This is a genomic window from Streptomyces sp. H27-D2 (genome assembly GCF_035828615.1).
Classification (GTDB): domain Bacteria; phylum Actinomycetota; class Actinomycetes; order Streptomycetales; family Streptomycetaceae; genus Streptomyces.
On sequence record NZ_JAYMZR010000084.1, the window covers coordinates 1 to 19,052 of the forward strand.

10 protein-coding genes are annotated in these 19,052 nt (G+C 72.3%); 4 read left to right on the forward strand and 6 right to left on the reverse strand.

The window, feature by feature from the left end; genetic code table 11:
- On the reverse strand, nucleotides 1-1,415 hold a 1,415-nt coding region (locus QMK28_RS26310; protein ID WP_326442078.1), incomplete at its 3' end, for a sensor histidine kinase.
- Nucleotides 1,416-1,564: 149 nt separating this feature from the next.
- Between QMK28_RS26310 and QMK28_RS26315 the strand changes: the two genes are divergently transcribed.
- Entirely contained in the window at nucleotides 1,565-3,037 is a 1,473-nt protein-coding gene (locus QMK28_RS26315) for a cation:dicarboxylate symporter family transporter (RefSeq protein WP_326442079.1), read from the forward strand.
- 259 nt (nucleotides 3,038-3,296) lie between these two features.
- On the opposite strand, the gene QMK28_RS26320 is transcribed toward QMK28_RS26315, so the two are convergent.
- Complete coding sequence (locus QMK28_RS26320) at nucleotides 3,297-3,941, reverse strand: TetR/AcrR family transcriptional regulator (protein WP_326442080.1); 645 nt, start codon at nucleotides 3,939-3,941, stop codon at nucleotides 3,297-3,299.
- 137 nt (nucleotides 3,942-4,078) lie between these two features.
- Between QMK28_RS26320 and QMK28_RS26325 the strand changes: the two genes are divergently transcribed.
- Together QMK28_RS26325 and QMK28_RS26330 are read left to right on the forward strand one after the other, a co-directional pair.
- Entirely contained in the window at nucleotides 4,079-5,785 is a 1,707-nt protein-coding gene (locus QMK28_RS26325) for an MFS transporter (protein ID WP_326442081.1), read from the forward strand.
- Between the two features lie 94 nt (nucleotides 5,786-5,879).
- Entirely contained in the window at nucleotides 5,880-6,296 is a 417-nt protein-coding gene (locus QMK28_RS26330; RefSeq protein ID WP_326442082.1) for a DUF4259 domain-containing protein, read from the forward strand.
- 90 nt (nucleotides 6,297-6,386) lie between these two features.
- Here the strand turns inward: QMK28_RS26330 and glgB are convergent, their stop codons facing one another.
- The 4 genes from glgB to QMK28_RS26350 form a co-directional block, all read right to left on the reverse strand.
- Nucleotides 6,387-8,987, reverse strand: a complete 2,601-nt coding sequence (gene glgB / locus QMK28_RS26335) for a 1,4-alpha-glucan branching enzyme (protein ID WP_443050828.1) — start codon at nucleotides 8,985-8,987, stop codon at nucleotides 6,387-6,389.
- A 253-nt stretch (nucleotides 8,988-9,240) separates the two neighbouring features.
- Nucleotides 9,241-11,202, reverse strand: a complete 1,962-nt coding sequence (locus QMK28_RS26340; RefSeq protein ID WP_326442083.1) for a maltokinase N-terminal cap-like domain-containing protein — start codon at nucleotides 11,200-11,202, stop codon at nucleotides 9,241-9,243.
- A 547-nt stretch (nucleotides 11,203-11,749) separates the two neighbouring features.
- Complete coding sequence (gene treS / locus QMK28_RS26345) at nucleotides 11,750-13,459, reverse strand: maltose alpha-D-glucosyltransferase (RefSeq protein ID WP_326442084.1); 1,710 nt, start codon at nucleotides 13,457-13,459, stop codon at nucleotides 11,750-11,752.
- The gene (locus QMK28_RS26350; RefSeq protein WP_326442085.1) at nucleotides 13,456-15,471 is read right to left on the reverse strand and encodes an alpha-1,4-glucan--maltose-1-phosphate maltosyltransferase; all 2,016 of its coding nucleotides are present in this window, start codon (nucleotides 15,469-15,471) and stop codon (nucleotides 13,456-13,458) included. Before QMK28_RS26350 ends, treS begins: the two co-directional genes overlap by 4 nt.
- Nucleotides 15,472-16,259: 788 nt before the next feature.
- On the opposite strand from QMK28_RS26350, the gene glgP reads away from it, so the two are divergent.
- The gene (gene glgP, locus QMK28_RS26355; protein ID WP_326442086.1) at nucleotides 16,260-19,031 is read left to right on the forward strand and encodes an alpha-glucan family phosphorylase; all 2,772 of its coding nucleotides are present in this window, start codon (nucleotides 16,260-16,262) and stop codon (nucleotides 19,029-19,031) included.
- Nucleotides 19,032-19,052 lie beyond the last annotated feature (21 nt).

Here is a 19,052-nt window from a genome sequence, read left to right on the forward strand (position 1 = left end):
GGACCTGGCCGTCCGGCCGGGCCGGGAAGGCCGTCCTGGCCCGGCTGTTCGTCCAAACCCGACACGTTCCAGTCCGTCTCCTCCGCGGCGGCGTCCACCGCGTTGTCGATGAGGTTGCCCAGCACCGTCACCAGGTCACGGGCCGGCAGCGCGTCCGGCAGTACGTCGTCGATCCGGCTGTCCGGTGCGAGGACCAGCTCGACGCCGCGTTCGTGCGCCTGGGCGGCCTTGCCGAGGAGCAGGGCCGCGAGTACGGGTTCGGCGACCGCCGCGACGACCTGGTCGGTGAGGGCCTGGGCCAGTTCGAGTTCGGCGGTGGCGAACTCCACCGCCTCGTCCGCCCGGCCCAGCTCGATCAGCGAGACGACGGCGTGCAGCCGGTTGGCGGCCTCGTGCGTCTGCGAGCGCAGCGCCTCCGTGATGCCGCGTACGTCGTCCAGTTCGCCCGACAGGGCCTGGAGCTCGGTGTGGTCCCGGAGGGTGACGACGGTGCCGCGCCGTTCGCCGCTGGAGATCGGCGAGGTGTTGACCACCACGATCCGCTCGGCGGTCAGATGCACCTCGTCGACCCGCGGCTCGGTGGCCAGCAGCGCGCCGGTCAGCGCGGTGGGCAGCCCGAGCGCGGTCACCGACCGGCCCACCGAGTCGGCGGGCAGCCCGAGCAGTTCCCGGCCGCCGTCGTTGACGAGCGCGATGCGGCGCTGGCCGTCGAGCATCAGCAGCCCTTCGCGCACGGCGTGCAGCGCGGCCTCGTGGTAGTCGTGCATCCGGCTCAGCTCGGCGGCGTTCATCCCGTGCGTGTGACGGCGCAGCCGGGCGTTGACGACGTACGTGCCGAGGCCGCCGAGGGCCAGGGCGGCGAGCGCGACGCCGATCAGCCCGAAGACCTGGCTGCGCAGCCCGTCGCTGATGGTGTCGACCGTGATGCCCGCGCTGACCAGCGCGATGACCGGCCCCTCGCCCCGCGCGCCGGCCCGCACCGGGGTCACCACACGCACGGAGGGGCCGAGGGTGCCGGTGTACGTCTCGCTGAAGGTGCGGCCCCGCAGCGCCGGGCCGATGTGCCCGAGGAAGCGCTCGCCGATCCGCTCCCGGTCGCGGTGCGCCCAGCGGATGCCGTCCCGGTCCATGATCGTGACGAAGGTGACCCCGGTGTCCCGGCGGACCCGCTCGGCGTACGGCTGGAGCGCGGCGCTGGGGTCGGCGGAGCGGACCGCGTCGGCGACGCCGGGGGAGTCGGCGATGGCACGGGCGGCGGCGGTCGCCCGGCTGCGGGCGGCGTCCTGCGCCTGGTCGTGGGCGGTGACGTAACTGAAGATCGCGCACCCGGCCACCACGGCCGCCACCAGCACGACCTGCATCGCGAAGAGCTGGCCGGCCAGGCTGCGGGGGTGTGGCACGCGGGGTCTGCGCATGTCCGACAGTCTGCCCCGGCGGGCGTTCGTGAACGTAATGCACGCAAGGGTGACCGCCGTCACAGTGTGGTGCATAGTCGCCGGGACCGTCCCGCACGGTCCAGCACGTGAGCCGCACGTACTGTGCCAGGACCCCGTAGGAGGCAGCCGTGGCTGCGCAGACCCCGCCGAAATCCCCGCCCGAGGCAACCCCCAAGCGCGACCGGACGCACTATCTCTACATCGCCGTCATCGGGGCGGTGCTCGCGGGCATTCTGATGGGCTTCGTCGCTCCCGGGGTGGCCGTCGAGCTGAAGCCGCTCGGGACCGGCTTCGTGAACCTCATCAAGATGATGATCTCGCCGATCATCTTCTGCACGATCGTGCTGGGCGTCGGTTCGGTACGCAAGGCGGCCAAGGTCGGCGCGGTGGGCGGGCTCGCGCTCGGCTATTTCCTGGTGATGTCGGTGGTGGCGCTGGCCATCGGCCTGCTGGTCGGCAACATCCTGGAACCCGGCAGCGGGCTGCAGCTCACCGAGGCCGCGCGCAGCGCGGGGCAGGCGCAGACGGCAGGCGACGGCGACTCGCTCGCGGACTTCGCGCTCGGCATGATCCCGACTACGCTGGTCTCCGCCTTCACCGAGGGCGAGGTGCTCCAGACGCTGCTGGTCGCGCTGCTGGTCGGCTTCGGGCTCCAGGCGCTGGGCCGCACCGGCGAGCCGGTGCTGCGCGGGATCGGGCACATCCAGCGGCTGGTCTTCCGGGTGCTGGCCATGATCATGTGGGCCGCGCCGGTCGGTGCGTTCGGCGCGATGGCGGCCGTGGTGGGCGAGACGGGTCTGGACGCCCTGAAGGCGCTCGGCGTCATCATGATCGGCTTCTACACCACCTGTCTGCTGTTCGTGGTGGTGGTGCTCGGCACGCTGCTGCGGCTGGTCACCGGGGTGAACCTGTTCCTGCTGCTGAAGTACCTGGCGCGGGAGTTCCTGCTGATCCTCTCCACCTCGTCGTCCGAGTCGGCGCTGCCGCGGCTGATCGCGAAGATGGAGCACCTGGGCGTCAGCAAGCCCGTCGTCGGCATCACGGTGCCGACCGGCTACTCCTTCAACCTCGACGGCACGATGATCTATCTGACGATGGCGTCGCTGTTCATCGCGGAGTCGATGGGCGACCCGCTGAGCCTGAGCCAGCAGGTCTCGCTGCTCATCTTCATGATGATCGCGTCCAAGGGCGCGGCGGGCGTCACCGGCGCGGGTCTGGCGACCCTCGCGGGCGGCCTCCAGTCGCACCGGCCCGAGCTGGTGGACGGCGTGGGCCTGATCGTCGGCATCGACCGCTTCATGAGCGAGGCCCGCGCGATGACGAACTTCGCGGGCAACGCGGTGGCCACGGTGCTGATCGGCACCTGGACCAAGGAGATCGACAAGGAGCGGGTGACCGAGGTGCTCGCCGGGCGGCTGCCGTTCGACGAGTCGATGCTCACCGACGACGCCCACGCCGACCCGGTCCCCGATGCGGCCTCCGACAGGATCTCGGACGCGCCCGTGCCGGTGCGGAGCGTGGACATCTCCAAGACGCCGGGGGAGCTGGGAGAGTCCGGACCGTCGGCCGAGTCCTCGAAGTCCGCTTCGGTGAGCGGCTGATGGGCGGGCGGGCAGCGGTACGGTCCCGGCTGCGGACCGCCGTACGGCTGCGGACGCCCGTACGGCTGCGGACCCCCGTACGGAGCGGGACGGCAGCCCACTGACCGGGGCTCCGTGACCATCCCCCCGTTTCTCCCCCGGTCACGGAGCCCCTTCCGGCGGACCGCCCCCCAGCGGTCCGCGCAGGACGGCCCCGCCGCCCGGCGCGGCGGGGGTATCGCGCTGGGCCGGACGCGCCCGGCGCGGGAGGGGCCCCGCGCTACCCGGACTCGTCCGGCGCGCCCGGCGCATCCGGCGTGCGCACCCGGCGCACGACCTCGGCCGCGCGCTCCGGCGGGACGCCGACCGAGGCGAGCACGGCCGTCACGGCGGCCGCGCCGGCTCCCTCCGTCGGCAGTGCGCCGTCGTTGACCGCCTGCATCAGGCCGAAGAGGGTGTGCTCGTGCAGGTGCGCGAGGGCGCGGGCCGGCAGTGGGGAATGGAACAGCCCGTCGTCCAGCCCCTGCTGGATGACGGTCGCGGCGTTGCGCCGTACGGGTTCCAGCCGGGCCCTGATGCCGGCGTCCGTGATGCTGTGCTGGGCCAGCGAGACCAGCAGCCGGTAGCGGTCGGCGTACTGCCAGACGGCGAGGGTGCTGCGGGCCAGCGCGATGTCGGCCGGCGCCGCCGGGTCCGCCGCGCCGACGGCGAAGGCCCTGGTCACATCCTCGACGGCGGTGTCCGTCAGAGCGGCGAAGAGCGCCTCGCGGTTGGCGAAGTGGCCGTACAGGGTGCGGCGCACCAACCCGGCGGCACGGGCGATCTGGTCCATGCTCGCGTCCGGGTCGCGGAGCAGCTCATCGAGCGCGATGTCCAGGATGCGGCGGCGGTTGGCCGCGGCGCGGGTGCTGTTCGGGCTGGTCATCCGGCTCCTTGGGGGGCTGTGATGTGCTCCCTGATCTGCTCATTTTGCACGCCGATGTGCAATAGCGTAACTTGCACAGTGCTGTGTAATTGCACAGTGGTGTGCAAGATCAAGTTCAGATTGCGGAAGGTGGCAGCGTGAAGCTCGTCATGTCCAAGCCGGTCGAGGAGATGGGCCCGCCCTACGGCAGGCGCTGGTGGGCGCTGGGTGTGCTGTGCCTCAGCCTGCTGATCATCGTCATGGCGAACACCTCGCTGACGGTGGCCGCGCCCGCCATGACCATGGACCTCAACCTGAGCAGCGCCGACCTGCAATGGGTCATCGACGGCTACACCGTCCCGTACGCGGCCCTGATGCTGCTGCTCGGCGCCATCGGCGACAAGTACAGCCGTCGCGGCGCGCTGCTGCTCGGCCTCGTCGTCTTCGGCCTCTCCTCGGTCGCCGGAGCCCTGGTCGACAGCTCCACCGGCGTCATCGCGGCGCGGGCCGTGATGGGCGTCGGCGCGGCGATGATCATGCCCGCCACGCTGTCGCTGCTGGTCGCGACCTTCCCGCGCGCCGAGCGCGCCAAGGCCATCACCATCTGGACCGCCACCGCCGGGCTCGCCATCGCCGTCGGTCCGCTGGTCGCGGGCGCGCTGCTGGAGGACCACAGCTGGTCCTCCACCTTCCTCATCAATGTGCCGATCGCCGCCCTGGGCATCGTCGGCGCGCTGCTGCTCGTACCGCCCTCCAAGGCGGCCCACAGCGAGCGGCTCGACCACGTCGGCGGACTGCTGTCCGTGATCTGGGTCGGCGCGCTCATCTACATGATCATCGAGGGCCCGCACTTCGGCTGGGGCGCCGCCGCGATCACCGCGGCCGTCATCGCCGGCGTCGGCCTGATCTGCTTCGTGCTCTGGGAGCTGCGCCACCCGCGCCCCGTCCTGGACGTACGGCGCTTCGCGCAGCGCGCCTTCGCCGGATCGACCCTCGCCGTCGCGCTGTTCTTCCTCGCCGTCTTCGGCGCGTTCTACTACCTCACCCAGCACCTCCAGTTCGTGCTCGGCTACTCGCCGCTCGACACCGGCGTACGGATGCTGCCGCTGGCCGGCGCGGTCTTCGTCGGCGGCGCGCTGACGGCCTGGCTGACGCCGAAGCTCGGTATGAAGGTCACCGTCGCGATGGGCATGACCATCGGCACCGTCGCCCTCGTGCTGCTCACCCTGATCGACGTGGACTCCACCTACAGCGACGTCGTGCTGCCGCTGGTGATCCTCGGGCTGGCCATCGGCCTGAGCCTGTCGCCCTGCACCAACGCCATCATGGGCTCCTTCCCCGAGGACCAGCTCGGCGTCGGCGGCGCGGTCAACAGCACCTCGATCGAGCTGGGCGGCTCGCTCGGCATCGCCGCGCTGGGCACCGTGCTCGCCAACTCCTACTCCTCGGAGCTCGGGGACGCGGCGGCGAAGGCCGCGGCCAAGGGCGTCCGGCTTCCGGCCGACGCGCTCGGCACCGCGCAGGATTCGGTGGGCGCCGGCCTGGCCGTGGCCCGCAAGGTCGGCGAACAGGCGGGCGCCCAGCAGGGCCTGGCCTTCGCCGACGCCGTGCGCGGAGCGTTCTCCGAGGCGGTCGCGCACACCAGTGTGATCGGCGCGGTGGTACTCGGCGTCGGCACGGTCCTGGTCGCGGTACTGCTCCCGATGCGCGGCGGCGCGAACGCGCCGACGGCGGACGAGCGGGCGGACGGGTCCGCGGCGGACGGAACGGCGACGGATGAGGCCGCGACGGATGAGGCAGCGGTGGCCGGGTCCGTGCCGGACCAGGCCACGACGGCCAGTGAGCAGCCCGCCGAAGCTGTCTGATCCGCGGTAGCCCCGGCTGACTGTCAGTGCTCGCTGCCACTATGGCGATATCGCAGGACTGCGCGAAGGGACCGCGCGAACCGAAGGGCAGCACATGGGCACGTGGGGCATCGGCCCGTTCGACAACGACTTGGCCGCGGACTTCGCCGACGAGTTGGACGAACTGGCCGAGCAGGCACGGCACGGCGCGCTCCGCGGCGCCCTGGGCGCCGCAGCCGAGGAAAGCGGATACCTGGAGGCGACCGACGCCGACGTCGCACTCGCGGCGGCGGCCGTCGTGGCCGCCGCCAGGCCCGGCGCGATGGCGCTCGCCCCGGCGTACGGGCCCGAGCAACAGGTCCCCGCGCCGCCGCCGGAGCTGGTCCGGCTCGCCGCGCGGGCGCTCGACCGCATCGTGGGCGCGGACTCCGAGCTCAAGGAGTGGTGGGACGAGACGGCGGACGGCAAGGCGTGGCTGGACGAGACGGTGCGGCTCCGTCGGGTATTGACCGAGGGGCAGCCGTTGCCGTGACCGGCAAGGCCGGCCCCCGGACTTGGTCCGGACGGGCCGGCCTCAAACGCCTGGGGAACCCCCGGCCGAAGGCTGGGGAGGGCGCGATTTTCAGCCCGGCCGCAGCCAGACCGTCGCCAGCGGTGGCAGCACCGGCAGGATGCTGCTCGTGCGGCCGTGCCAGGGGGCCGGCTCGGATTTGAGGGGCTCGGGGTTGGCGATGCCGCTGCCGCCGTAGGAGGCCGCGTCGGTGTTGAGGACCTCGCGCCAGACCGCGGGCGAGTCCGGCACGCCGATCCGGTACTGGTGCCGGACCACCGGTGAGAAGTTGCTGATGCTCACCAGCGGTGACCCCTGCGCGTCGTAGCGCAGGAAGGCGAACACATTGTCCTCCGCGGCGCCGCCGTCGATCCAGGCGAAGCCGGACGGGTCGGTGTCCCGTTCCCAGAGCGCCGGGGCGCCGGTGTAGACGCGGTTCAGGTCGCGCACCAAGTCGCGTACGCCCCGGTGGTCCTGCTCGGCGGAGTACGAGGGGTCGAGCAGCCACCAGTCCGGGCCGTGGCCCTCCGACCACTCCGCGCCCTGCGCGAACTCCTGCCCCATGAAGAGCAGTTGCTTGCCCGGGTGCGCCCACATGAAGCCCAGATACGCGCGGTGGGTGGCCCGCTGCTGCCACCAGTCGCCCGGCATCTTGGACACCAGCGACCGCTTGCCGTGCACGACCTCGTCGTGCGAGATCGGCAGCACGTAGTTCTCGCTGTACGCGTAGACCATCGAGAAGGTCATCTCGTGGTGGTGGTATTTGCGGTGCACCGGCTCGTGCGTCACGTAGTCGAGTGAGTCGTGCATCCAGCCCATGTTCCACTTCAGGCCGAAGCCGAGACCGCCGAAGCCGCCCGGCCCGATGTGGTGCGTGGCGCGCGTGACGCCGTCCCAGGCGGTCGACTCCTCGGCGATGGTGACCACGCCGGGGCAGTGCCGGTAGACGGTCGCGTTCATCTCCTGGAGGAAGGAGACCGCGTCCAGGTTCTCCCGGCCGCCGTGCTCGTTCGGCGACCACTCGCCCGCCTCGCGCGAGTAGTCGAGGTAGAGCATCGAGGCGACCGCGTCGACCCGCAGGCCGTCGAGGTGGAACTCCCGGCACCAGTAGACGGCGTTCGCGACCAGGAAGTTACGGACCTCGGGGCGGCCGTAGTCGAATTCGAGGGTGCCCCAGTCCGGATGCGCGGCGCGGGCCGGGTCCTCGTGCTCGTACAGCGTCCTGCCGTCGAACTCGGCCAGCGCCCAGTCGTCCTTCGGGAAGTGCGCGGGAACCCAGTCGACGATGACGCCGATGCCGGCCCGGTGCAGCGCGTCGACCAGGAACCTGAAGTCGTCGGGGGTGCCCAGGCGCGCGGTCGGGGCGTAGAAACCGGTGACCTGATAGCCCCACGAGCCGCCGAAGGGGTGCTCGGCGACCGGCATCAGCTCGACGTGCGTGAAGCCGAGGTCCTTGACGTACGCGGGCAGCTGATCGGCCAGTTGGCGGTACGTCAGCCCCGGCCGCCAGGACGCGAGATGCAGTTCGTAGACGGAGAACGGCGCGGCGTGCACCGGGCGGTCGCCGCGGTGCGCCATCCAGCGGTCGTCCTGCCAGCGGTGGTGCGAGACGTCCACGATCGAGGCGGTCGCGGGCGGGCACTCGGTGCGCCGCGCCATCGGGTCGGCGCGCATCGTACGGCTGCCGTCCGGGCGGGTGATCTCGAACTTGTAGAGCGAGCCTTCGCCGACCCCCGGCAGGAACAGCTCCCAGACGCCGCTGCCGCCCAGCGAGCGCATCGGGAAGACCGCGCCGTCCCAGTAGTTGAAGTCACCGACGACCCGCACCCCGCGCGCGTTCGGGGCCCACACGGTGAACCGGGTGCCCGCGACGGCCTGATGGATCATCGGCTCCGCGCCCAGCGCCTGCCACAGTTCCTCGTGCCGCCCCTCGCCGATCAGATGCAGATCGAGCGCGCCGAGCGCGGGCAGGAAGCGGTACGGGTCGTGGACCTCCAGCTCGGCGTCCTCGTAGCCGACCAGCAACTGGTACTCCGGGATCTCGCCGAGCGGCAGCAGCCCGGCGAACAGCCCGTCGCCCTCGGCGCGCAGCGTGGCGCGCAGCCCCTTGGCGACGACGGTGACGGAGCGGGCGTACGGGCGCAGCGCGCGGAAGGCGACCCCGCCGGGTACGGGATGCGCGCCCAGCACCGAGTGCGGGTCGTGGTGCGTGCCGCCGAGCAGCCTGCCCCGCTCGTCCGGGTGCAGGGCCGCGGCGGGCCGTACGCCGTGGCCGCCGCCCACGTCGGCGGTCGGCGCCGCGGGCTCCTCCGCCGGGCCGGAGTCGGTCGGGCGGCCCGTCGCCGGGCGGTGCGCGGCGGACCTCCCGGCCGCCGGCGGCGCGGAAGTCCCCGAGCGCGCACCGCGCTTGCCCACGCTGTTGGGGCGGGTGCGCTGCGGCGACCCGCCCGGCTGCGAGCGCGGTGCGGCCCGCGGCACGGGCGGGGTTGCGGACGGCGACGGTACGGACGGCGGCGCGGGGTCGCCGAGCGGGCCGCTGCCGGCGGACCGCGTAGGCGAGGTCTCGGCGGGGGCGTCCGGCGAGGCGTCGGAATCCGGCGAGGCGTCGGAAGAGGCGCCATCCGCTTCGGCGGGCTCTGCGGGGCGGGCGGCGACGGGTGCGTCCGGCTGCATGGTGCGCGGGGCTGCCTTCGGTTCGGGGGCGGGGTTCGGTTCAGCGGCAGTGTTCGGTTCGGCGGCAGGGCCCGGCAGGAATGTCGCGGGCACTTGAGGGGGAGCGCCGGCGGACGGGCGGCGGTGGGAGGGCGGTTGGGCGGTCACAGCTGGAGCCTCCTGACGGAGCGGGTACACGGTGGACAGCGGTCCCGCCCGCACAGCCGGGGTGCGAGCGGGCCCGCGGACTTCGGGTAGCCCTCGTGGCGCGACCTCATGCGTCCGGACCGGAGTCCGCGGTGAAGCCGGGGCGCGCGGGCGGGACGGTGCGCGGGGGCGCGGGGGTGGCGGAATCGGGGCGCGCGGGAGGGACCGTGCGCGGGCGCGCGGGGGTGGCGGTATCCGGGCGCGTGGGCGGGACGCCGCGCGGGGCGGTGTCCGGGGCCGCTTGCGGGACGTCGCGCCGGGTCGTGTCCGCGCGCGCGGGCGAGACGCTGCGCGGGGTGGTGTCCGGGGCTGTGCTCGCGACGCTCGTGACGCCGCGCGCCGCGCCGTCTGGTACCGCGTGCGAACCCGCGTCCATTGCTGGGGGCGCTCCGGCCGCTCCGGAGCCCGTACCGGCGTCCGCGCCCGAGCCGTCGGCCCCCGCCAACCGGCGGATCGCGGCCATCGGGACGGGCAGCCAGTCGGGGCGGTGCCGCGCCTCGTACAGCACCTCGTAGACCGCCTTGTCGGTCTCGAAGGCCCGCAGCAGCTCCGGCTCCCCGAGCGGGTCGGCGCCGCCGGCCTCGGCGTAACCCGCGCAGAAGGCGTCCCGGTTGATCCGGGACCAGTCCTGCGCCCAGGCCGCCTGGTGGCCGGGCGACGCCTCCGGCGAGGGGAGGCTGCGGGCCGCGTAGTCGAAGGAGCGCAGCATGGCGGCGACGTCGCGCAGCGCGGGTTGCGCGCGGCGGCGTTCGGCGAGCGGGCGTGCCGGTTCGCCCTCGAAGTCGATCAGGGCCCAGCGGCCGTCGGCGGCGGTGCGCAGCGTCTGGCCGAGGTGCAGATCGCCGTGGATGCGCTGCGCGGGCCAGGTGCGGCCGTCGCGCCCGAGCGCGCCGAGTTCGTCGAAGGCGGTGCGCAGCCCCGCGCAGTACGGGCGCAGCGCGGGCACCGCGGCGGCGGCCGCCGCGAGCCGTTCGGCCATTCCGGTCGCGAGGTGTTCGATCTGCGGCCGGCGCAGCACGGCGGTCGGCAGCGCTTCGGCGAGGGAGAGGTGGACCTCGGCGGTGGCCCGGCCCAGTGCGCGCGCGGCCGTGCTGAAGTCGGCCCGCAGCGACAGCGAGTGCAGCGCGAGCTGCCAGCCGTCCACCGCGTCGGGCAGGAAGGGCTGCAACACGCCGAGAGTGGTCGGCTCGACCGCGGGACCACCGGCCGAGGGCGCTGAAGTCGCCGTAGCAGCCGATCCCGTAGAGGCCGCCGACACAGTCAACCCCGCCGCCCCCGCAGCCTCCGCCGCACCCGACACATCCGCCGGACCGGCCGCTGGCGGCTCGCCGACGCCCTCCGCTTCGAACCACGCGGCGGGTGCGGGCACCCGGTCGCACTTCGTACGGGCCAGCGCGAGCGGCAGTTCGAGGTCGGGGTTGACGCCGGGGGCGGTCCGCCGGAAGACCTTGAGAATGTAGGCGTCGCCGTACACCACCGAGGTGTTGGACTGTTCGGCGGTGATCGGGCGGGAGGGCAGGCTGGACGCTATGGCGGTGCCCGGCTCCCGGGTGAAGCGCAGCGCGCCGAGCCGGCCCGGCATCCGCAGCCGTTCCAGCAGCAGCGCGGTGAGCCGGGGGTCCTGGAGCGCGTCGTAGACCGTCCGGCCGTGCAGCGGGCCGCCGGTCGGGCGGCCGATCAGCGCGGGCGCGAGCACCGGCGGCAGCGTGGAGCGGATGCCCAGCAGCAGTTGGTAGCAGTCGTTGGTCGGCGGCCCCGGCTGTTGCGCCCGTACGAGCAGATGGAGCAGTCCCGGCGTGGCGCCGCCCGCCGCGACGGGCAGCAGCTCGGTGGCGGAGACCAGCGTGAAGCCATGGATGGGACGGCCTTTGCCGGCGAACCAGCGCTGCCGTGGCACCCATTCGCGCAACAGCGGAACGAGCGAGGCGAGCAGGCCGGGCGGTGTGAGGCCGGTACTGCGGATGGGACCTGTGGGCGCCGCCGCGATCGATGCTGCGGCGGTGGCGCGAGTGGAGGAGCCCTCCGACATGGCGTCGCGTCCTTTCCCCGGGCACACGACAGGTTGCACAGAGTGTCCCGGATTGCGGCATTGACTGTCCGGCGGTGTGGGACGTGTCGGACGAGGATCGTCCGGATGACTGAGCCGGCTGCTCCATCGGTCGGCCGAACGGGTCGGTCGACGGTGGCTGCGCGATGCCGGCCGCGGGCTTGGGATTCTCGGCTGTGCTCAGCCCCCGGCGCGGCAAGGGGGAGCCTGCCCAACGACCGAGCCGACTTAACCGGCGTCACGCGGGTAATCCTTGTGAATCGGGGTGGATCACCAGATTGGATCACGATACGGCCGGTCCGCCGCGACGGCCCGCCGGGAGAGATCCGGGCGGGCCGCCGTCAATCGGCCGCGTGGGCCGGCGGGACAGGGGCGGGACAGGGGCGGGACAGGGGCGGGACAGGGCCACGAGACAGGGACAGGCCCAGAGGCTCGCGGCCTCGGCAGCCCGGCTCCACGTCAGCCGGTGCGGCGCCTGGTGCGGTGCCCGCCGCCGCGCCCGCCGCCGCGCCCGCCGCCGTACGGGGCGTCAGGCGGGAAGGGGCGTTTCGCGCCGTAGCCGAAACCAGTAGAAGCCGTGCCCGCCCAGCGTGAGCAGATAGGGCAGTTCACCGATGGCCGGGAAGCGGACCCCGCCGATCAGCTCGACGGGATGACGTCCGCTGAACGACTGCAGGTCCAGCTCGGTGGGCTGGGCGAACCGCGAGAAGTTGTTGACGCACAGCACCAGGTCGTCCTTGTACTCCCGCAGGAAGGCGAGCACGGCCGGGTTGCTGGACGGCAGCTCGGTGTACGAGCCGAGCCCGAAGGCGCGGTTCTGCTTGCGGATCTCGATCATCCGGCGGGTCCAGTGCAGCAGCGAGGAGGGGCTGCTCATCGCCGCCTCCACGTTGGTGACCTGGTAGCCGTAGACCGGGTCCATGATCGTCGGTAGCGAGAGCCGTCCCGGGTCACAGGACGAGAAGCCCGCGTTGCGGTCCGGCGTCCACTGCATGGGCGTGCGCACCGCGTCCCGGTCCCCCAGCCAGATGTTGTCGCCCATGCCGATCTCGTCGCCGTAGTAGAGGATCGGCGAGCCGGGCAGCGACAGCAGCAGAGCGGTGAACAGCTCGATCTGGTTGCGGTCGTTGTCGAGCAGCGGCGCGAGCCGCCGCCGGATGCCGATGTTGGCGCGCATCCGCGGGTCCTTGGCGTACTCCGCGTACATGTAGTCGCGCTCTTCGTCCGTGACCATTTCGAGGGTCAGCTCGTCGTGGTTGCGCAGGAAGATGCCCCACTGGCAGCTGGTCGGGATCTGCGGGGTCTTGGCCAGGATCTCGGAGACCGGATAGCGCGACTCGCGGCGCACCGCCATGAAGATGCGCGGCATCACCGGGAAGTGGAACGCCATGTGGCACTCGTCGCCGCCCTTGGCGTAGTCGCCGAAGTAGTCGACGACGTCCTCCGGCCACTGGTTGGCCTCGGCGAGCAGCACGGTGTCCGGGTAATGCGTGTCGATCTCGGAGCGCACCCGCTTGAGGAAGGCGTGCGAGCGCGGGAGGTTCTCGCAGTTGGTGCCCTCCTCGGCGTAGAGGTACGGCACGGCGTCCAGCCGGAAACCGTCGATGCCGAGGTCCAGCCAGAACCGCAGCGCGGAGATGATCTCCTCCTGCACGGCCGGGTTCTCGTAGTTGAGGTCCGGCTGATGGGAGAAGAAGCGGTGCCAGTAGTACTGCTTGCGGACCGGGTCGAAGGTCCAGTTGGACGCCTCGGTGTCGACGAAGATGATCCGGGCGTCCTGGTACTGCTTGTCGTCGTCCGCCCAGACGTAGTAGTCGCCGTACGGCCCCTCGGGGTCGGTGCGGGACTCCTGGAACCACTCGTGCTGGTCGCTGGTGTGGTTCATGACGAAGTCGATGATCACCCGCATGCCGCGCTGGTGCGCCGCGTCGACGAACTCCACGAAGTCGGCGAGGTCGCCGAACTCGGGGAGCACGGCGGTGTAGTCGGACACGTCGTAGCCGCCGTCGCGCAGCGGCGATTTGAAGAAGGGGGGCAGCCACAGGCAGTCGACGCCCAGCCACTGGAGATAGTCGAGCTTGGCCGTGATGCCCTTCAGGTCACCGATGCCGTCGCCGTTGCTGTCCTGGAAGGACCGCACCAGGACCTCGTAGAAGACGGCTCGTTTGAACCAGTCGGGGTCCCGGTCCTTGGCGGGAGTGTCCTCGAAGGTGTCGTGGACGGGCTCATTGAAGATCATGGTGTGGGTGACCCCCCGATCGGTGAGGACGGTCGCAAGGTGAGAATGTGCGCGGGCACGGCCCGGGGGCCGGGCTCAAGGCGCACATAGTTGTCCTTGCCCCAGAAGTAGGTCTCACCGGTGAGCTCGTCGCGCACCGGAAAGGAGTCGGGCCAGTCGAGGCCGAGTTCCGGCATGTCCAACGAGACGGTGGCCTCCTGGGTGTGGTGCGGGTCGAGGTTGACGACCGTCAGGACGCAGTCCTGGCCCGACCGTTTGGAGTAGGCGATGACCGCCTCGTTGTTCGTATCGTGGAAGTGCAGGTCGCGCAGTTGCTGCAACGCGGGGTGCCGCCTGCGCAAACGGTTCAGCAGGGTGATCAGGGGAGCGATGCCGCGGCGCGTGCCGTCCGGCGCGGCCCGCTCGGCCGCGGCCCAGTCCCGCGGGCGCAGCTGGTACTTCTCCGAGTCGAGGTACTCCTCGCTCCCGACGCGCGCCGGTGTGCCCTCGCACAGCTCGAACCCGGCGTAGACGCCCCAGCTCGGCGACAGTGTGGCCGCCAGCACGGCCCGTACCTCGAAGGCGGGACGGCCGCCCTCCTGGAGGTAGGCGTGCAGGATGTCGGGGGTGTTCACGAAGAAGTTCGGCCGCATGGAGCCGGCGGCCGGGCCGGACAGCTCCGCCAGATACTCCGTCAGCTCCTGCTTGCCGGTGCGCCAGGTGAAGTAGGTGTACGACTGCTGGAAGCCGATCTCGCCGAGGGTGCGCATCATCGCGGGCCTGGTGAACGCCTCCGCCAGGAAGATCACGTCCGGGTCGCTGCGGTTGATGTCGCCGAGTACCTTCTCCCAGAAGACCACCGGCTTGGTGTGCGGGTTGTCCACCCGGAAGACGCGCACCCCGCGCTCCATCCAGAACCGCAGCAGCCGCAGCGTCTCGCGCACCAGGCCCGGGAAGTCGGCGTCGAAGGCCAGCGGGTAGATGTCCTGGTACTTCTTGGGCGGGTTCTCGGCGTACGCGATGGAGCCGTCGGCGCGGTGGTGGAACCACTCGGGGTGCTTGCCCACCCAGGGGTGGTCCGGAGAGCACTGCAACGCGAAGTCGAGGGCGACTTCCAGCCGCAGCTCGCGCGCCCTGGCGACGAAGTGGTCGAAGTCCTCGAAGGTGCCCAGGTCCGGGTGGATCGCGTCGTGTCCGCCCTCCGGGGAGCCGATCGCCCAGGGGCTGCCGACGTCGTGCGGCGCGGCGGCCAGGGCGTTGTTCGGCCCCTTGCGGTACGAGGCGCCGATCGGGTGGATGGGCGGCAGGTAGACGACGTCGAAGCCCATCGCGGCCACGGCGGGCAGCCGTTCGGCGGCGGTCCGCAGGGTGCCGCTGACCGGCGGCGCGCCCTCCTCGACGACCGCGCCCTCGGAGCGCGGGAAGAGTTCGTACCAGGAGCCGTAGAGCGCGCGGCGGCGCTCCACGAGCAGCGGCAGCGGCCGGGAGGCGGTCAGCAGTTCGCGCAGCGGGTGCCGCTCCAGCGCGCCGGTGACCTCGGGTTCCAGCGCGGCGGCCAGCCTGGCCGCCGCCGGACGGACCTCCTCGGGCTCGCGCAGCGCGTCCACGGCCCGCAGCACGGCCTCCCGGCCGTCGCTCTTGGGGACGTCGGCCGCTGCCCGTTCGTGCAGCTGGGCCCCCTCTTCGAGGACCAGTTCGGTGTCGATCCCCGCCGGGATCTTGATCTTCGCGTGGTGCCGCCAGGTGCCGATCGGATCGCTCCAGGCCTCGACCACGTACGTCCAGCGGCCCTCGGCGTCCGGCGTGACGTCGGCGCCCCAGCGGTCCGTGCCGGGCGCCAGTTCGCGCATCGGCGTCCAGGGCCCCGCCCGGCCGGCGGGATCTCGCAGGGCCACGTTCGCGGCCACCTCGTCGTGTCCCTCGCGGAAGACGGTCGCGGAGACCTCGAAGGTCTCGCCGACCACCGCCTTCGCGGGACGGCGACCGCAGTCGATGAGAGGACGGAGGTCCAGGACGGGGATGCGACCGATCATGAGATCACCTGAAGGCGTTGCGGGTTGCGCCACTTTGCGGGCTTTTACTCTTTGTATCGGCTCCGTTGACGGTTGACGCGCTGTGGGCATGGCCGCTCCTGTCCGCGTTCACTCGGGTGGGCGGATAACTGGGGCAATGGAGTTCACAGGCCGCGCTACTCCGGGGCGCCCGCTGGAGCCTTCCCAGGTCGCCCGGGCGGGCAACCCGTTCGGTCCGGAACTACTGGTGCGTAACGGCGCACAGCCGCCGGATCCGTTCGCCCGCCGGCGGTGCCGAGTGCCGTGCGGGCTGCCGGACGATTCGTGCCGCGCGCTGTTCACCTGCGGCAACCGGACGGGCTGCCGATCCGTGGTCCTGCGTGACTCGCTCTGCACAGCCTGTGCGACCCGTGCGCCGCCCGTCGAGGGGTCGGAGCCGGTCCGTCTGTCCGCCTCTCGTGTTCCACGCGGGCGCGTCCCCACACCCGTGCCGACCGGGGCGCGTTCGGAATGTGGCGGGAAGTGCTCGTACTGGCGTCCGCTCCGTCATCAGCGCCGACACCCTCGCCGAGTGGGGTCTCGTCGCTGTGCGAGAGCTTGAATGTCGCATCAACTCGGCCTGATGTGAGCTGAGTTGATTCGCAGCTGTGATCCCGCCGGCCCCCGGTGGGGCCGGAGTGGCGGGGAAACGGCGGGGTTGGGCCGTACGAGGGGGTGGAATCAGCCATATCGGGTCGATTTCGGGGGCGTGCCCGACCGGTCCGTGTACGCCGCTGAAGTTTGGGGTCCGTGCTGGGAAGGTGGGAGTCGTGAAGGCCATCCGTCGTTTCACCGTGCGCCCCGTCCTTCCCGAGCCCCTACGACCGCTCAGCGACCTCGCGCGCAACCTGCGCTGGTCCTGGCATCCCGAGACCCGCGAACTCTTCCAGGCCGTCGACCCCGCCGGCTGGCAGGCGGCCGGCTGCGACCCCGTGCGACTGCTGGGAGCCGTGTCCGCCGAGCGGCTAGCGGCGCTGGCCGAGGACCGCCGATTCCTGCGGCGGCTCGCCGCCGTCGCCGACGATCTGCACGACTATCTGGAAGGGCAGCGCTGGTACCAGTCCGCCGAACCGGAACCGCCCGCCGCCATCGCCTATTTCTCACCCGAGTTCGGCATCACCGCCGCCCTGCCGCAGTACTCCGGCGGCCTCGGCATCCTCGCCGGGGACCACCTCAAGGCCGCCAGCGACCTGGGCGTACCGCTCATCGGGGTCGGCCTGCTCTACCGGCACGGCTACTTCCGGCAGTCGCTCTCCCGCGAGGGGTGGCAGCAGGAGCAGTACCCGCTGCTCGACCCCAACGAGCTGCCGCTCCGCATGCTGCGCGAGCTGGACGGCACCGCCGCCCAGGTCGGCCTCGCGCTGCCCGGCGGCCGTACGCTGCGGGCCTCCATCTGGCAGGCCCAGGTCGGCCGGGTCCCGCTGCTGCTGCTCGACTCGGACGTCGAGGAGAACGACCCGGGCGAGCGCGACGTCACCGACCGGCTCTACGGCGGCGGCAGCGAACACCGATTGCTCCAGGAGATGCTGCTCGGCATCGGCGGCGTCCGCGCGGTCCGCGCCTACTGCCGGCTCACCGGGCACCCCGTGCCCGAGGTGTTTCACACCAACGAGGGACACGCCGGCTTCCAGGGGCTGGAGCGCATCCGCGAACTGGGCACGGCAACCGCACCGGCACAGCAACCTGAACCGGCACCGCAATCTGAACCGGCACAGCAACCTGAACCGAGAGTGGCACCGCATCCGGAACCCGGACCGGAACAGCGCGCCGGGACGCCGGCCGGGCCGCGCGCCCCGCTCGGCTTCGCCGCCGCCCTGGAATCCGTACGCGCCGGGACCGTGTTCACCACCCACACACCGGTGCCCGCCGGCATCGACCGCTTCGACCGCGAGCTGGTCGCCCGGCACTTCGGCGACGACGGCGAACTGCCCGGCGTCGACGTCGAGCAGGTCCTCGCGCTGGGCATGGAGACCTACCCGGGCGGCGAGCCCAACCTCTTCAACATGGCCGTGATGGGACTGCGGCTCGCCCAGCGCGCCAACGGCGTCTCCACCCTGCACGGTCAGGTCAGCCGCCAGATGTTCGCCGGGCTGTGGCCCGGCTTCGACCCCGAGGAGGTGCCGATCACCTCCATCACCAACGGCGTCCACGCCCCCACCTGGGTGGCCCCCGAGGTGTTCCGGCTCGGCGCCCGCCAGATCGGCGCGGGCCGTACCGAGGACGCGCTGTCCGTCGGCGGCTCGCAGCGCTGGTCGGCCGTCGCCGACATCCCCGACACCGCCATCTGGGAACTGCGCCGCACCCTGCGCGAGCAACTCGTAGAGGAAGTACGGACCCGGCTGCGCGCCTCCTGGCGGCACCGCGGCGCGGGCGACGCCGAACTCGGCTGGATCGACGGCGTACTCGACCCGGACGTGCTCACCATCGGCTTCGCCCGCCGCGTCCCCTCGTACAAGCGGCTCACCCTGATGCTGCGCGACCGGGACCGGCTGATGAAACTGCTGCTGCACCCCGAGCGGCCGATCCAGATCGTCGTCGCGGGCAAGGCGCACCCCGCCGACGACGGCGGCAAGCGGCTCATCCAGGAACTGGTGCGCTTCTCCGACGACCCGCGGGTGCGCCGGCGCATCGTCTTCCTGCCCGACTACGGCATGGCGATGGCCCAGAAGCTCTATCCGGGCTGCGACATCTGGCTCAACAACCCGCTGCGCCCGCTGGAGGCGTGCGGCACCTCTGGGATGAAGGCCGCGCTGAACGGCTGTCTCAACCTCTCGGTGCTCGACGGCTGGTGGGACGAGTGGTTCGAGCCGGACTTCGGCTGGGCCATCCCGACTGCGGACGGCACCGCGACCAGCGAGGAGCGGCGCGACGAGCTGGAGGCGAACGCCCTCTACGAACTGCTGGAGGACCGGGTCGCGCCGCGCTTCTACGACCGCTCCGGCGGGATCGACGGCGGCGCGGGCCAGCCGCAGCGCTGGATCGAGATGGTCCGGCAGACCCTGGTCACCCTCGGGCCCAAGGTGCTCGCGGGCCGGATGGTGCGGGAGTACGTGGAGCGGCTGTACGCCCCGGCCGCACGGGCGCAGCGCACGCTGACGCCGGAGGTGGCCGGGGAGCTGGCGGCCTGGAAGAAGAAGGTGCGCGCCCGCTGGCCGGGGGTCGCCGTCGACCATGTCGAGGCGACCACGACCGCTCCCGTCGACGGCAGCGCGGAGCTGGGCTCCACGCTGGGGCTGCGGGTGCGGGTCGCGCTCGACGGGCTCGCGCCGGAGGACGTCGAGGTGCAGGTGGTGGCCGGGCGGGTCGACGAGGGGGACCGGATCACCGGCGCGGTGGCGCTGCCGCTCAAGGCGGCCGGCGGTCCCGATCTGGAGGGCCGCTGGCTCTACGAGGGGCCGCTCGCGCTGGACCGTACCGGCTCCTTCGGCTACACGGTCCGTATCCTGCCCGCGCACCGGTTGCTCGCGAACACCGCCGAGCTGGGCCTGATCGCCGTGCCGTCGGAGGCGACGGGGGAGGCGGCCGGGGTGCTGCTGCGCTGAGACCCTTCGCGGCGGCCGGGC